The 14,031-nt window shown below is 74.6% G+C and carries 14 protein-coding genes; 10 read left to right on the top strand and 4 right to left on the bottom strand.

The annotated features are described in order from the left end of the window. Positions 1-193 precede the first annotated feature (193 nt). The 3 genes from CUT83_RS13700 (at position 194) to gdhA (ending at position 2,615) form a co-directional block, all read left to right on the top strand. A complete protein-coding gene (locus tag CUT83_RS13700) occupies positions 194-529 on the top strand; it encodes a ribbon-helix-helix protein, CopG family (protein ID WP_101256115.1) in 336 nt (111 codons plus the stop codon). Then, a complete protein-coding gene (locus tag CUT83_RS13695) occupies positions 526-1,011 on the top strand; it encodes a hypothetical protein (protein WP_173915071.1) in 486 nt (161 codons plus the stop codon). Before CUT83_RS13700 ends, CUT83_RS13695 begins: the two co-directional genes overlap by 4 nt. Positions 1,012-1,289: 278 nt before the next feature. Continuing rightward, positions 1,290-2,615, top strand: coding sequence for an NADP-specific glutamate dehydrogenase (gdhA, locus tag CUT83_RS13690; RefSeq protein WP_101256114.1), 1,326 nt, complete (start codon positions 1,290-1,292; stop codon positions 2,613-2,615). Between the two features lie 77 nt (positions 2,616-2,692). Here the strand turns inward: gdhA and CUT83_RS13685 are convergent, their stop codons facing one another. Then, entirely contained in the window at positions 2,693-3,445 is a 753-nt protein-coding gene (locus tag CUT83_RS13685; RefSeq protein ID WP_101256113.1) for a TSUP family transporter, read from the bottom strand. Further along, positions 3,442-3,942 carry an FBP domain-containing protein gene (locus tag CUT83_RS13680; protein ID WP_101256112.1) on the bottom strand — a complete coding sequence of 167 codons (501 nt, stop codon included), beginning with the start codon at positions 3,940-3,942 and terminating at the stop codon, positions 3,442-3,444. Before CUT83_RS13680 ends, CUT83_RS13685 begins: the two co-directional genes overlap by 4 nt. 255 nt (positions 3,943-4,197) lie before the next feature. Between CUT83_RS13680 and CUT83_RS13675 the strand changes: the two genes are divergently transcribed. Next, positions 4,198-5,496: a hypothetical protein gene (locus CUT83_RS13675; RefSeq protein ID WP_101256111.1), complete on the top strand. Its 1,299-nt coding sequence runs from the start codon at positions 4,198-4,200 to the stop codon at positions 5,494-5,496. A 115-nt stretch (positions 5,497-5,611) separates the two neighbouring features. Here CUT83_RS13675 and CUT83_RS13670 read toward each other — a convergent pair whose 3' ends face one another. Both CUT83_RS13670 and CUT83_RS13665 read right to left on the bottom strand, forming a co-directional pair. Continuing rightward, on the bottom strand, positions 5,612-7,723 hold the full coding sequence (locus tag CUT83_RS13670; protein ID WP_101256110.1) for a SpoIIE family protein phosphatase: 2,112 nt from the start codon (positions 7,721-7,723) through the stop codon (positions 5,612-5,614). A gap of 4 nt (positions 7,724-7,727) precedes the next feature. Beyond that, positions 7,728-8,948, bottom strand: a complete 1,221-nt coding sequence (locus CUT83_RS13665) for an acyl-CoA dehydrogenase family protein (protein WP_206282564.1) — start codon at positions 8,946-8,948, stop codon at positions 7,728-7,730. A 551-nt stretch (positions 8,949-9,499) separates the two neighbouring features. On the opposite strand from CUT83_RS13665, the gene CUT83_RS13660 reads away from it, so the two are divergent. The 6 genes from CUT83_RS13660 to CUT83_RS13635 all read left to right on the top strand — a co-directional run bounded on the left by CUT83_RS13660 (position 9,500) and on the right by CUT83_RS13635 (position 14,007). Further along, a complete protein-coding gene (locus tag CUT83_RS13660) occupies positions 9,500-11,041 on the top strand; it encodes a hypothetical protein (protein WP_277347703.1) in 1,542 nt (513 codons plus the stop codon). Between the two features lie 109 nt (positions 11,042-11,150). Further along, positions 11,151-11,735, top strand: coding sequence for a potassium channel family protein (locus tag CUT83_RS13655; protein ID WP_101256108.1), 585 nt, complete (start codon positions 11,151-11,153; stop codon positions 11,733-11,735). A 191-nt stretch (positions 11,736-11,926) separates the two neighbouring features. After that, complete coding sequence (locus tag CUT83_RS13650) at positions 11,927-12,331, top strand: VOC family protein (protein WP_101256127.1); 405 nt, start codon at positions 11,927-11,929, stop codon at positions 12,329-12,331. A gap of 33 nt (positions 12,332-12,364) precedes the next feature. After that, positions 12,365-13,222: a hypothetical protein gene (locus CUT83_RS13645; protein WP_101256107.1), complete on the top strand. Its 858-nt coding sequence runs from the start codon at positions 12,365-12,367 to the stop codon at positions 13,220-13,222. 138 nt (positions 13,223-13,360) lie between these two features. Further along, complete coding sequence (locus CUT83_RS13640) at positions 13,361-13,783, top strand: hypothetical protein (RefSeq protein ID WP_143688550.1); 423 nt, start codon at positions 13,361-13,363, stop codon at positions 13,781-13,783. Between the two features lie 5 nt (positions 13,784-13,788). Next, positions 13,789-14,007, top strand: a complete 219-nt coding sequence (locus CUT83_RS13635; protein WP_143688549.1) for a hypothetical protein — start codon at positions 13,789-13,791, stop codon at positions 14,005-14,007. Positions 14,008-14,031: the final 24 nt, after the last annotated feature.

Genomic DNA, 14,031 nt, shown 5'->3' with positions numbered 1-14,031 from the left:
CCACGCGGCGCGCGGTGCACGGCGCACGGCGCACGGCGCTCGTACCCCGCTTCCCGCGCGGGCGCCCGCGCACGCGCGCCGGGGATGCCACATCCCTTACCAGTGAGGCCGTTTGTAGTCCTGGGCGGCAAGTTGTCGGACGACTGCGGGGAAGAATGCGAAGCAGGCGTAATACGCGTCATACAATGCATTCATGGCCAAGACGAGGATCAGCATCAGCCTGGACAGCGAGCACGCCGAGCGCATCAGGGCCCATGCCGAGCGTGCGGGCATGGACGTCTCCGCCTACCTGGTCAACGCCGCCACGCGGCAGATGGCGGAGACCGAGGCCATAGAGGCCCAGTTCTCCCACATCGACGCGGTGATCGCCGCGGCCGAGGCGGAGGCCGCCGAACTGCCCGCGCTTCCCGAGCCCGGCGACGACGATCTCACCGAGGCGGAGCGGCAGGAGGTGCGTGAAGCCGTGGAGCTCGTTCTCGGGGGCGACGCGACCACCGGGGCGGACACCCACCCCGGGAACGCGGCGTGACCGCACGGGTGCCGGTGTACGACACCGGAATGCTCATCGCGCTGGCCGACCGCAAGGCGAAGGCGGCACGCCTTCACGCCGCCATGGGGGAGGCGCAGCACCGGGCCGTGGTACCCGGCCCGGTGCTGGCTCAGGTGTGGCGGCCCAGTCCGGCGACGGTCCACGCGCTGGCTTCGGCACTGAAGGGCTGTACGGTTCCGCAGGCGCGCGGCTCCGAGCCGGCCATGCGTCCCACCGAGGTCGGCCAGACGGCGTGCATCACCTGCGCGACGGGACCGGATCTCGCCGACTGGCAGCGTATCGGCGTGGCCCTGGGGAAGGCGGAGCTCCCGCCGAGGAAGCGTCCGGACGCGGTGGACGCGCTGGTGGCACTGTCGGCCGTCCGGCACGGCAGTGCGGTGGTCTTCACCAGTGACCCTGGCGATATCGAGGCCTATCTCCAGGTGATGAACGCCCATGATGTGCATATCGTTCCGATCTGAGGCGATCCTGTGTCTCGTGCAGGCGTGCAGGCGTGCAGGCGTGCAGGCGTGCAGGCGTGCAGGCGTGCCGCCCCGGTTTCCGGCCGCCGGGCCGGGGCACCCGGGGCACCCCGGGAGGAATTCGTGGCCGAGGCGTGTCACGCTTGAGGTCCGCCACGTCGACGAAGACGCCGAGCACCCGATCTCCACGGGGGTGCTCGGCGTCATGCGTTTCACGGGTTCCGCAGGGGTCAGCGGAACCGGCGGGACAACAGGAGCCGCACCTTCTAGGAGTACGCGTGATCGAGAAGATCTACGACCGGATACTGCACCGCAATCCCGGCGAGAAGGAGTTCCACCAGGCCGTGTGGGAGGTCCTGGAATCCCTCGAACCGGTCTTCGCCCGGCGGCCCGAGCTGCTGGACGAATCTCTCATCGAGCGCCTGTGCGAGCCTGAGCGGCAGATCATCTTCCGCGTCCCGTGGAGCGACGACTCCGGGAGGACCCACGTCAACCGCGGCTTCCGGGTGGAGTTCAACAGCGCCCTCGGCCCGTACAAGGGCGGCCTGCGCTTCCACCCCTCCGTCAACCTGGGGGTCATCAAGTTCCTGGGCTTCGAGCAGACCTTCAAGAACGCCCTGACCGGCATGCCGATCGGCGGCGGCAAGGGCGGCAGCGACTTCGATCCCAAGGGCAGGTCGGACGCGGAGGTCATGCGCTTCTGCCAGTCCTTCATGACCGAGCTGTACCGCCACCTGGGTGAGTACACGGACATCCCGGCGGGCGACATCGGGGTCGGCGGCCGCGAGATCGGCTACCTCTTCGGCCAGTACCGCCGGATCACCAACCGCTGGGAGGCCGGCGTCCTGACCGGCAAGGGCGTCCTGTGGGGCGGGTCGCAGGCCCGTACCGAGGCCACCGGCTACGGCCTGGTCGTCTTCACCGAGGAGATGCTCAAGACGCGCGGCGAGACCCTGGAGGGCAAGCGCGTGGTCGTCTCCGGCTCCGGCAACGTGGCCATCTACGCCATGGAGAAGGCGCGGCAGCTCGGCGCCGTCCCGATCGCCTGCTCCGACTCCGGCGGCTACGTCGTCGCGGAGAAGGGCATCGATCTGGAGCTGCTGAAGCAGGTCAAGCTCGACGAGCGCGGCCGGCTGTCCGAGTACGCCGAGCGCGGCGGGGCGCGTTTCGTCCCCGGGGGCCGGGTCTGGGAGGTGCCGTGCGAGGTGGCGCTGCCCTCGGCCACCCAGAACGAGCTGGACGAGAAGGACGCCGCGACGCTGGCGCGCAACGGCGTGCAGGCGGTCGGAGAGGGCGCGAACATGCCCACCACCCCGGGGGGCGTGCGCGTGCTGCGCGAGGCCGGCGTGCTGTTCGGCCCCGGCAAGGCGGCCAACGCCGGCGGTGTGGCCACCAGTGCCCTGGAGATGCAGCAGAACGCCTCGCGCGACTCGTGGACCTTCGAGCACACCGAGGCCCGGCTGACCGAGATCATGCGGCACATCCACAACCTGTGCCACACCACCGCCGAGCGCTACGGCCGCCCCGGCGACTACGTGGCCGGCGCCAACATCGCCGGCTTCGAGCTGGTGGAGCAGGGCATGGTGGCGCAGGGCCTGATCTAGCGGGCACGTCGGGTGCCGGGGCGGCGGAGGAACGGTTCGCCGCCCCGGTGCCGGGCCGGGGACCACCGCAGGGCGTGCTACAGCAGGGCGCCCAGGGCGGCGAGCAGGATGGAGGCGGCGACGACCGCGCCGTTGACCGCCGCCAGGCGGGCCGGGGAGACGCGGCGGGCCAGCCGGGCGCCGGCCAGGAGCCCGGCGAGCTGCGGCGGCAGGCACACCGCCGCCAGCAGCAGCGCGTCCGCGACCTGCGCGTCGTCGCCGACGGCGAGGAACGTGGCGACCCGCACCACGGCCGCCACCAGCAGGACGCGCGTCACCACCGCCCTGAGGTCGTGCGGGGTCAGGACGCGCTGGAGGTGGACGACGAGCGGCGGGCCTCCGATCCCGGTGAGGCCGCCGACGAACCCGGCCAGCAGGCCGGCCACCCCGTCGCGGGCGTCCAGCGGCCGGGACTCGCCCACCGGGCCCCGCCGCCCGGCGTCCACCACCGCCGCCAGGCCGGCGAGCACCGCCAGTACCAGGGCGGTGGCGGCCACGGCCTCGGGCACGCGGGTCAGGGCCACCACCCCGGCGGCCGTCCCCGCCGCCATGAACACGCCGGTCAGCAGACCCTCCCGGCCCCGGCGGACGCGCCGGTCCGCGGCGGTGAGCGCCGCGCCGGAGGTGGCGTCCAGGACTCCGGAGGCGGCCACCGCGGCCGGCTGGCCGAACAGCAGCGACGCCACCGGTACGAAAAGCGTCGCGGGCCCGAAGCCGGTGAGGCCCTTGAGACCGTGGGCGACCAGGGCCAGGAGGGCGACGGCCGCAAGCTGCTCCGGGCCCGGACTCACGTGTGGAGCCGGTCGAGGAAGGCCAGGAGGTTGGCCCTGGTGCGCTCCGCCTGCTCCTCCACCGTCAGCGACTCCTCCAGGCGTCCGCCGCCCTCGGGGACCTTCCTGCCGCGCACGTACAGCGAGCAGGCCAGATCGGCGCACATGTAAAGCCCGACCGAGTCGCCCTCGCGCCCGGCCCGGCCGGCCTTGGGCGCGGCCATCAGGGCCACGCCGTCGGCCGGGTGCGTGGTCAGGCACAGCGAGCACATGCCGCCGCCGCGGCGGGTGCGGCCCGGCTGCCGGGCGGGGGAGCGGAGCGCCACGCCCGTGAGCAGGCCGCCGCGTTCGACGACGAGGCAGCGGCGGCCGGGGGCGGCGGGGTCGCGCCAGCCGAGGAAGTCCAGGTCCTCCCAGGGCTGTTCGGTCAGATCGCGAGGCAGCGCCATGCGTCTGGCCTCGCCCTTGGAGCAGTTGACGAACGAGGCGCGGATGTCCTTCTCGGTCACGGGTCTCATGGCGGGCACCCAACCATTCATGGGGAATCTCAGGCAAAAGGTTAATACTCACGGGGGCGCCCGGTGTTGGCGCGGTCCGGCGCCGTGCGCCGGTGCCGTACCGAAGCCGCCTGACGGCACGTCACGGCGGCCGTGCGGAGAGGCGGGCGGGACGGGGGCGTGCGCGTGTCTGAACGGCTAAAGGTCCGAAATGATCCAGAATGGTGGAAAGTGCTCCATGTTGACCATAGTTGTCCCGTTGCCGAGGAGCGTGGCATGCATGTTCGCGAAGGGCTCCCCGACCAGCCCACCCGCGTCGGCCGCATCGACTGGCCCAAGGAAGGCGACAACGGTACGCACCTGCGCCTGAGGAGCGGGCACGTCGTCGTCTTCGACCGGCAGCCCTGGCGGATCCTGGAGATCGACGAGTACCGGGACCACCCCTGGCCGCTCTCCTACGAGCAGGCCTGGCGCGAGCACCTCGAACTGTGGCGGCACTCGGAGGACCTGCGCCGGATGAACGGGCGGCTGAACGCGCAGCCCCCCGAGCGGGCCGACTTCTACAAGCGGCCCGTGGTGCTGGTCCTGCGCAACGAGAACTACCCGCGCTCCGCGCCCAAGCACTGGTGCGCGCCCATCAGCCACGGCTGGCAGGTCCTGCCGGAGCACTACGCGGTCTGCCGCACCTGCGGCGAACTGCCGCCCTGCGGCAACGGGGAGTACCGCGGGGAGATCGGCCCCCGCGCCGCCGCGCAGAAGGAGGGCGCGGGGCTGTGCGTGCCGGCGGGCTGCTGCATCGGCTGCGCGGAACCCATCAAGCCACGGATGCGGACGGTGCGCTTCCCCGGCCCGAACCTCTGGTACCCCGACCTGGGCGAGGGCAGCGCGATCTTCCACGCCCGCACCGCCTGCGCCGACCAGGTCGAGTGCTACCGGCTGCAGTGGAAGGCCGAGCACGTCCCCACCGCGCCGCAGCCGACGGCGCCGCTGTGGTCCCCGGGCACCGCCGAGAACGTACTGCCGCCGCAGACCAGGCTCTCGCCGGACGCGTCGAGGTCCGCCGGGGGGTGGAGCGCCCCGGCGGCCGGCGGCAGCGGTGCGGGCGCGGGTGCGGGGGCGGCGGAGGCCGCGCCTGCCGCGCCTGCCGCTCCACCTGCCGCGCCTGCCGCGCCTGCCGCTCCGGAGGCCGCGCCTGCCGCGTCGGCCGCCCCCGCCGCGCCCCGGGCAGAACCCCAGGCCGCGCCCGCGCGGCCGGCCCAGTCCGCTCAGCCCTCTCAGCCCGCGGAACCGGCACCCGCCCCCGAGCCCGTACCCCTCGTCCCGGCGACCCCTTCGACTCCTTCGACCCCTTCAGCCCCGCCGGCGGCGTCCGACGCGCCCGCCGTGCCGCCCGCCGAGGAGCTGGACGCGATGCGCCGGCTCACCGAGGACCTCAGCAGTTCCCTGTCCGCGTCCGCCGACCGGCCCGCCTTCCACGACGCCGAGCAGGCCGCCCGGGTGATCGAGGAGCTCACCGCCGCGGTCCGCAACATCGCCCTGTGCCTGAACGGCACCAACCTCCGCGCCCGCCCCTGAGAGCCCGCCCCTCCGCGCCCGCCCCTGAGAGCCCGCCCCTCCGCGCCCGCCCCTGAGAGCCCGCCCCTGAGAGCCCGCCCCCGAGGGCGGGCCGCCCGCAGACGGGCGGCGGCGCTCAGCCCAGGCGGGTGAGCGCCAGGACGGCGAGGTCGTCGCGGAGCCGCTCGCCCCACCAGGAGTGGGCGTCCTCCAGCAGGGCCGCCACCACGCGGTCGGCGGGGCGCCCGTCACCGGACACCGACGGGTGCCCGGCGAGCAGGGCGGCGAGGTCCTCGGGCTCGCGGCGGTCCTCCGCCCCGGCGCCCTCGGTGAAGCCGTCGGTGTAGAACACCAGGGTCTCGCCCGGCCCCAGCTCCACCTCGGTCACCGGGTGGTGCAGTTCGTCCAGGACGCCCAGCAGCGGGCCGCGCACCTCCAGTGGCACGGCACGGCCGTCGGCGCCGAGCAGCAGCGGGGCGGGGTGCCCGGCGGAGGCGATGCGGACACGGGCGGTGCCGGCACCGGAGGGGTCCTCGGCGGGGGCCGCCGGATCCGAGGGCGGCTCCAGAACGGCGTAGGCGAGGGTGCAGAAGGGGGTGTTCTGACGCCGCAGCGCGTTGTTGACCAGCCCCAGGACGTGCTCGGGGTCGGTGGTGTGCTGGGCAGCCGCCCACAGGGTGTGGCGCACCAGGCCGGTGATGGCCGCGGCGCCGGGCCCCTTGCCGCAGACGTCGCCCAGGGCCAGGACGTACCGGCCGTCGGGGGCGGTGAAGGCGTCGTAGAAGTCCCCGCCGATGTGCAGGCCGCTGCCGAAGGGGTGGTAGCGGGCGGCGAGGTCGAAACCGGGCAGCTCGGGCAGGCGGGGCGGGAGCAGCGGGCGCTCCAGGGCCTGGGTGGTGGCGCGCAGCCGGTGCAGCAGGCGGTCCCGCTGGATGCCGACGGCCACCTGGTCGGCGATGTTCTCCAGGATGGACAGTGTGGAGCCGGGCAGGGCCAGCCGGGTGCTCAGGGTCAGCACGCCGATCAGCTCCCCGCCGGAGACCAGCGGATAGCCGGCGAAGGACCCGGCCGGCCGGCCGGACCCGGCGCGCCGGCCGCCGGGGGGCGTGAGGTCCAGGTGGGGGCGCTGCCGGGCGGCGATCCGCCCGACCAGCTCCTCGTCCGCGTGCTCGGGGTGGAGGAGGTCGGCGGCGGTGGTGCGGTCGACGTCGGCGCAGGCGGCGGGCTCGGGCCTGCCGGACGGCGTCAGGGTCCACAGGCAGGCACGGTCGGCGCCCAGCCGGTCCGCGGTGGCCCGTACGCAGCGGTGCAGGCGCTCGGCCAGCGGCCCGGAGGCCGTCATGGCGGCGGCGACCTCCGCGCTGAGCAGGGCGTGGCCGGTGCGCTCGGCGAGTTTGCGCTGCGCGTGCAGGCGGTCGGTGACGTCCTCGGCGAGCACCAGGACGCGCTCGCGGCCCCCGGAGTCCGTCACCCTCTGGGGGGCTATGCGCATGGCCTGTGAGGTGCCGTCGGACCGGGTGCGCTCGAAGACCACGTCGGGGCCGGGGGCGGACTGCTCCCGGGCGGTGGCCAGGTGCTGCCGCAGCGTGGCGCGGGCGTCCGGCGGGAACAGGCCGGCCAGCGGACGGCGGAGTGAGCCGTGGTCGTCCAGTTCCAGGACGTCCGCGGCCCGGTGGTTCCAGGCGAGCACCGCCCCGTCGTCGTCCAGCATGAGCGCGCCGATCGGGGCCTGGGTGAGGAACTCGCCCAGCAGCCGCTCCCCCAGCTGCCGGTTCATCACCGCGCCGGTGACGAGCTGCCGCTGGGCGGCGGCCCGCACCGCGGTCTCGGCGCGCCGCCGGGTCACGCCCTCCAGCAGTTCGCGGGCCGTCTGCGGCAGCAGGCCGGCCCGTGCCTCCGGGATCCGGCGCACGAGGTCGGTGGAGAAGAGTATCGGCAGCGTGGTGAGCCGGGAGTCGGTCGCGGAGGTGGCGACCACCACCGCCGCCAGGTCCGCCGGATGGGGACGCAGCGCGTGGATCAGGCCGACCGGGGCCGGTACCCGCCGGCCCACCACCGCCACGGCGGGCCGGCGTTCGCCGGGCTTGCCCTCGGTGTGCTCCAGGACGCTCGCGGCCGTGACGTGGACCAGTTCGGCCTCCTCGCCGGACGCGGCCCCCTCGCCGAACGCGGCCTCGAAATCCTCCGCGGTCTCGGGGAGGACGTCCACCAGCAGGATGCGGGTACTCCCGCCGGGCATCGTCAGCATGCCGTCAGCCCTCCAGCAGCGGTTCGTCCAGCAGCGCCTTGCCGGCCCACGTCCGCAGCACGTCGGTGACCGGGGCCATCACATGGGCGGCGCGGGCGTCGCGCAGCATCCGCTGCAGCGGTGAGTCGGTCCCGTAGCCGATGCCGCCGACCAGGGTCAGGGCGTCGTTCACGGTCGCCTCGACCGCGTCGGCGACCTCGGCCTTGGCCGAGGCCAGCCCCGGCAGGGCCTCGGGGCCGCCGAGCTCCGCCTCGGCGGCGGCGTGGTAGATCAGCCGCCGGGTGCGCTCCACCCGGGCCCACATCGTGCCCAGCCGGTGCTGCACGACCGGGTTGCCGGCCAGGGCGCGGCCGGCGCGCGTGCGCCGGCGCAGCAGGTGGGCGCGGGTCTCCTCCAGGGCGGCCGCGGCGATGCCCAGGTAGGCGCCGGACATGGCCATCAGGAAGTAGGGGGCGACGACGTTGAACATGTACCAGATCTCGTCGCCCTCCTGCCCCAGCAGGCACTCGGCGGGGATCTCCACACCGGGCAGCTCCAGGCCGCGCGAGGCGTTGCCCCGCATGCCGAACCCGTGCCACTCGGGCCCCCACCGAAGGCCCGGGGCGCCGGCGTCGACGACCGTGCAGGAGAACTGGCCGGGCGGCGTTTGCGGCCCCACGGCGATGGTGGACAGGACGTAGGAGTCGGCGCGGCCGCCGTTGGTGACGAAGCTCTTGGAGCCGGTCAGCCGCAGCCGGTCGCCGCCGGGGTGCTCCACGCGCTCCATGTGCGTCTGCGGCAGCCAGAACTCGCCGCCCGTCCCGGGCTCGGACAGGGCCAGGGTCGTCAGGTGCTCCCCGGCGGCGATGGGCTCCAGATACCGCTCCCGCTGGACGGTGTCGGCCTGCGCGGCGATCACCGCCGAGCCGACCAGGTGCATGCCGAAGCAGATCGACGTCGAGGCGCAGGCCCGGCCCGTCGCCTCGCCGACCTGTGCCACGGCCAGCAGCCCGTGCCCCATGCCGCCGGAGTGCTCGGGCACCACCAGCCCGCCCAGCCGGGCCAGCAGGGCCGCCATGCCCTCCTTCGGCCACCGCTGCTCCGCGTCCACCGCCGCCGCCCGCGGGGCCAGAACCTCCTCGGCGATCTCCCGGGCGACGGACACCGCGGCCCCCAGTTCGATCCGCACCACCGCTGTACTCCGCTTCTTCGTACGAACCCGGTCGACAGCATCGGCGGGCGTCACGGTCTTCGGCATCCTTGCCGGACGGCAACGGTGCCGTAGCCTACTTGAGACCTCTTCCGGATCGGGAGGCCAGGAATCCGGCGGGCCCGGACCCGCCTCGCGGCCCGTCCGGCACCCCGCCCGGCGGGCTCGGCCGGCAATCGTCCGAGCCCTGCTCACGGCAGGCGGCGCCGGTGCGTCAGGACGGCCGAAATCCCAGCTCAACGGCTGTTTTCCGGTTCCTTCGCGCCCGGTCGCGGGCAGGTCCGTCCTCCTCCGCCGACGGTGGCGGGCCGTGCGTATGGGGCGTGCGTCACAGCGCACGGATCATCCCGCGCGCCCCCCTTCCTCCCTCCGCTCGTGGCGGCCCCCACCGGCCCCCACCGGCCCCCACCGGCCCTCACCGGTCTTCGGTGCGGACGCGGCCCGTAGGCCGGCTGCCGTACGGCCGTCGTCCGATCGGTGCGGCCGCCGCGCGGGCGCGCGCCGCCCCGGCCGGCGCGCTGGTACAACGGCGGGCGGGGGGCAGACCGCAGGCCGCAGGACGACCGGGTGGAGGCCTCGTGAACGCCATGCCGGGCAGAACGCCGGGCAGAGCACCGGCCTTCGGCCGTACGGTGCCCGTCCCCGGCGGGCTCCTCGCCCCCGGAGGGATCAGAGGGCTCGGCGGCGTCGGCACCGGCGCCACGGCCGCCGCGCCGGGCTCGCCGAGCGCCCTGCGGCGGGAGGCCCGCAAGCTGGCGGCCGTCTGCGCCCTGCTGGCGCTGTCCGCCGCCGTCCTGGTGCCGCTCACCCTGCCGCTCGGCTGGGACGAGACGGTCTACGCCAGTCGCTTCTCCCCCTACGGCCCCCCGACCCCCTTCAGCGCACCGCGCACCCGCGGCGTGCCCCTGCTGCTGTCCCCGGTCGCCTCCTGGAGCGACTCGGTCGTGCTGCTGCGCGTCTGGCTGCTGGCGCTGTCGAGCACCGCGCTCTACCTGGGCTTCCGCCCCTGGCTGCGGGTGGTGCCCCGGCCGTCGGCGGTGTGGGTGGCGGCGGCGCTGTACGGCTCGCTGTGGACGGCGCTGTTCTACGCGGGCGCCGCCATGCCCAACCACTACACGGCGATGGGCGCGCTCGCGGCGGCGGGCTGCTTCGCGGGACACGGACCCGGCCGCGGCGCGCGGTACGCGGGGCTGGCCGCCGGGCTGGCCGTGGCGACCCTGATGCGGCCCAACGAGGGCGCGGCCCTCGCCGCCCCCCTGCTGCTGGCCGCCGTCGCGGTGCCCGCCTGGCGCGGCCGGGGCAGGATCTGGGCCGTCGCCGCGGGCGTCGCGGCGGGCGCGCTGCCGTGGCTGGTGGAGGCGCGGCTGCGGTTCGGCGGAGTGGCACAGCGGCTCGCCGAGGCGAGCGAGGTCCAGGGCGGCATGCGGCCGGTGCTGTCGGTGGCCGACCACCTCACCTCGCTGGACGGCCCGCTGCTGTGCCGCCCCTGCACGGGCGACGGCGTGGGGTGGGCGGCCGCCGCCTGGTGGCCGCTGCTGGCGCTGCTCGCCGCGCTGGGCCTGCTCGCGGCCCGCCGCACCCGTACGCCGTGGGGCATGGCGGGCACGGGGGACGCGGCACCGCTGTGGCTGGCCGCGGCCACGGCCGGCTCGCTCACGGCGCAGTACTTCTTCCTGCTGCCCTACGCCGCTCCGCGCTTCCTGCTGCCCGGCTACGCGCTGCTGGCCGTACCCGCCGCCCTCGGCCTGCTCCGCATCGCCGACCGGGCCCGCCGCTCGGTACCGGTGGCCGTCGTCCTCACCGTGGTGCTGGCGGGCCACCTGTCCGTCCAGGCCGGCCTGGCGCACACCCACGCGGGCATCCAGGAGCAGGCGCGCGAGGACTGGCGGCGCATCGCGGCGGTGCTCCACGCGCACGGCGTACGCGCCCCGTGCGCGGTCACGGGCAACGACTCGGCTATCCCCGTCGCGCACGCCGCGGGCTGTATCAGAACGGACCCGCGCACCCCCGAACACTCCGACGCGGTGGTCATGCGCCGGGCGGACCCGCCGCCCTGGGCAAGCGACTGGCCGCGCCACCCGGTGCCGGACACCTACAAGAGCGGCTGGACGGTGTCGCTCCGCCCCTGATGCCCCTGATGCCCCGGGCGGCCCGGATCGCTCCGGGCCGCCCGCCCGCCGATGCCCTCACGCCCGCCGGGGCCCTCGCGGGCCGCGACCGAACCACCGGGAGACGCGCATGCCGCCACCCGACCCGCCCCACCGGCCGCCCCCGGACAGCTGGGAGGGCGTCCGCGACGCCCGCTCCGCCCACGGCGTACCCGCGGTGATCGCGGCGGTGCGGCTGGCCTTCATCACCGCCGCACTCCTGACCGCGTACTACCTGCTGCCCGTGGACAAGGAGTTCACCGGCGGCACGGCCGTCATCCTCGTCCTGGGACTGCTCGCCGTCCTCGCCCTGTTCCTCTGGGAGATCCGCGAGATCGAGCACTCCCCCCGCCCGATCCTGCGGGCCGCCGAGGCGCTGGTGAGCGTGCTGCTGCTGTTCCTGCTGCTCTTCGCGACCGTCTACCACCTGCTGGAGAGGGCCGAGCCGGGCAGCTTCAACGAGCCCCTCACCCGCACCGACGCCCTGTACTTCGCGCTCACGACGTTCGCCACCGTCGGATACGGCGACATCACCGCCCGCTCCCAGCCGGCCCGGATCATCGTGATGGTCCAGATGACCGGCGGTCTGCTGCTGGTGGGCGTCGCGGCCCGGCTCGTGGTCGACACGGTCAAGTCGGCGCTGCGCCGCCAGGCGCCCTCCGAGCCGGAGGCGTGAACCGCGCGCCGTCCGCCGTCTCGCCGCCGTTCCGTCCGGCCTACGGCGTCCGGCCCACGGCGCCCCGCCGGGCTCCTCGTTCCGGGGACGCAGGACCGGCGGCCGATGCCCGCCGCGCCCCCGGCCGATAGCGTGACGGAAGCTCCTGACCGTCAACCACCGCCCGGATGAAGCCCGTTGAGGAGACCGTCATGCGTGTCATCGCCTTCGACCACCTGGTGCTCAACGTCGAGGACGTCGAGAGGTCCCTCGACTTCTACTGCGGCCCGCTGGGCCTGGAACCGGTCCGAGTGGAGGAGTGGCGCGCCGGGAAGGCGCCGTTCCCGTCGGTGCGGGTGAGCGACACGACCATCATCGATCTGGTCGCCGGCCCCCGCGACGGCTCCAACGTGGACCACATCTGCCTGGTCGTCGAACCGCTGGACTGGCAGGAGGTGGTGGACTCCGGCGCCCTCACCGTGGTGGACGGCCCCGGCCCTCGCTTCGGTGCGCGCGGCACCGCCGAGTCCGTCTACATCCTCGACCCGGACGGCAACACCGTCGAACTGCGCTGGTACCCCCAGGACCGTTCCCCGGAGGGTTCCCGGGACGCCTGACAGGGGCGGGGGCGCCCTGACATCCTGGACCTCATGTCCAGGGGGAGTGACGGAGAGGACACCGAGCGCGGTCTCGTACGCCGCCGGCGCTGGACGGGGGCGGCCGTCACCTGTGTGGCGACGGCGCTGGCGCTGGTCCATGTGCTGCGCCCGGATCTGAGCATCGACAGCACGGCGGTCGCACTGCTCGTGATCGCGCTGGTGCCGTGGATGGGCGACCTGTTCCACAGCATCGAACTGCCGGGCGGCGCGCGGCTGGAGTACCGGCGGCTGGAGGAGCGCATCGGCGTGGCGGAGGAGCGCGCCACGCGCCTGGACCAGCAGGTGGACGGGGCCGCGGCGACCGCCCGCGTGGCCCTCGCCGCGGCGGGCAGCCCCGATCCGGAAGGCTGGGAGGGGACAGGAGGTGACGCCTCCTGGGCGGTCGGCGCCCTCGAACGACTGGTCACCGAGTACGCGGCAGTGCGCGAGCGGATGCCGAGCAGTTCCCTGCGCACCGCACGCCAGGAGCGGATCTTCGGCGAGATGCTGAAGGTGGTGCCGCACGTGCCCGGCTTCGACGCCGACGCCATGCTGACCTCCGAGGAGCCCGGCGAGCGCCTGGCCGCCCTCGCCCGCCTCTACGTCGAACCGGACCCGGCGAAGCTGGAGGCGCTGCTGGACGCCACCGCCCGCGAGGAGTTGCCGTTCCTCATGTACTGGTGCGCCAACACCACCGACCGCCTGCTGAGCGGCACGGCCGCGGACACCTACTCCGTCCCCGTCGGCCTCGTCCGCCGACTGCGCACCCGTCTCGCCGAAGTCCCCGACGGCAGTGACCGCGCCCGCTTCCTGCGCCGCGTCCTGCGCCACCTCGACCCGTCCGGCCCCCCGCCCGCCGCCGACGGCTGAGCCGGCCCGGGCGCCGACCCGAGTCCTCGTCATGGAGCGGGTGACGGGACTCGAACCCACGCCCCGAGCCCGGGAAGCGGTGCTCGTCCGGTCGCCGTTCCCGCGATGCGGCGCGGCCGCTGCTCCTACGCTGCGTCCATGCGTACCGTGTTCCTGTTTCCCGCTGCCGATCGTGCCGACACAGTGGCCTGCCTGGACCAGCACATGGCGGGAGGCGACGGGGCGTGGACGTTCGCCGAACGCGTCCATGTCGTGATCGACGACGAGGAAACCGGCTTCCTGTTCCAAGACTGGGAGCCTGATGACGTGGCCCTTCTCGAAGCGGCCCTCGGGTATCACCCCACCTGGGCGGTGCAGGCCGACATATCCGGGCGCATCGACGGAACCGCTGAGGTGCGCCATCTCGCCGCGCTGTTGCTGGAGCGAGGCGGTGTCGCGTTCGACGACTACTCCGAACATGCCTGGACCTTGCGGGAGATCGAGGCGGAGACCGCGGTCGAAGGCCTGCGCTTCTTCGACTTCCGTACGTACCACGAACGCCACCGCCCCCCTGGACCGTGAGGGCGGTGGAGCGACTTCGGCCGGGAGCTGCCGCGCCGGTGGGCCGGGCACGGGTGTGGGGCGTGGCCGGGACCGTCCGCCATCCGGCCACCCTGGAGCCGGTCACCGCCTTCCTGGAGGAGGTGTCCCACGACCACCCGGCGATCCGGTGGACGGTGGCCCACCGGCAGGTCCTGGCCCTCCACGACTGCACCCCCGTGGACCTCCGCGACATCCCCGCGTGACCGCCCGCCGTTCCACTCCGTCCG

This window comes from Streptomyces barkulensis, assembly GCF_002843305.1.
Classification (GTDB): domain Bacteria; phylum Actinomycetota; class Actinomycetes; order Streptomycetales; family Streptomycetaceae; genus Streptomyces; species Streptomyces barkulensis.
This window is presented reverse-complemented; position numbering and strand designations above follow the sequence as displayed.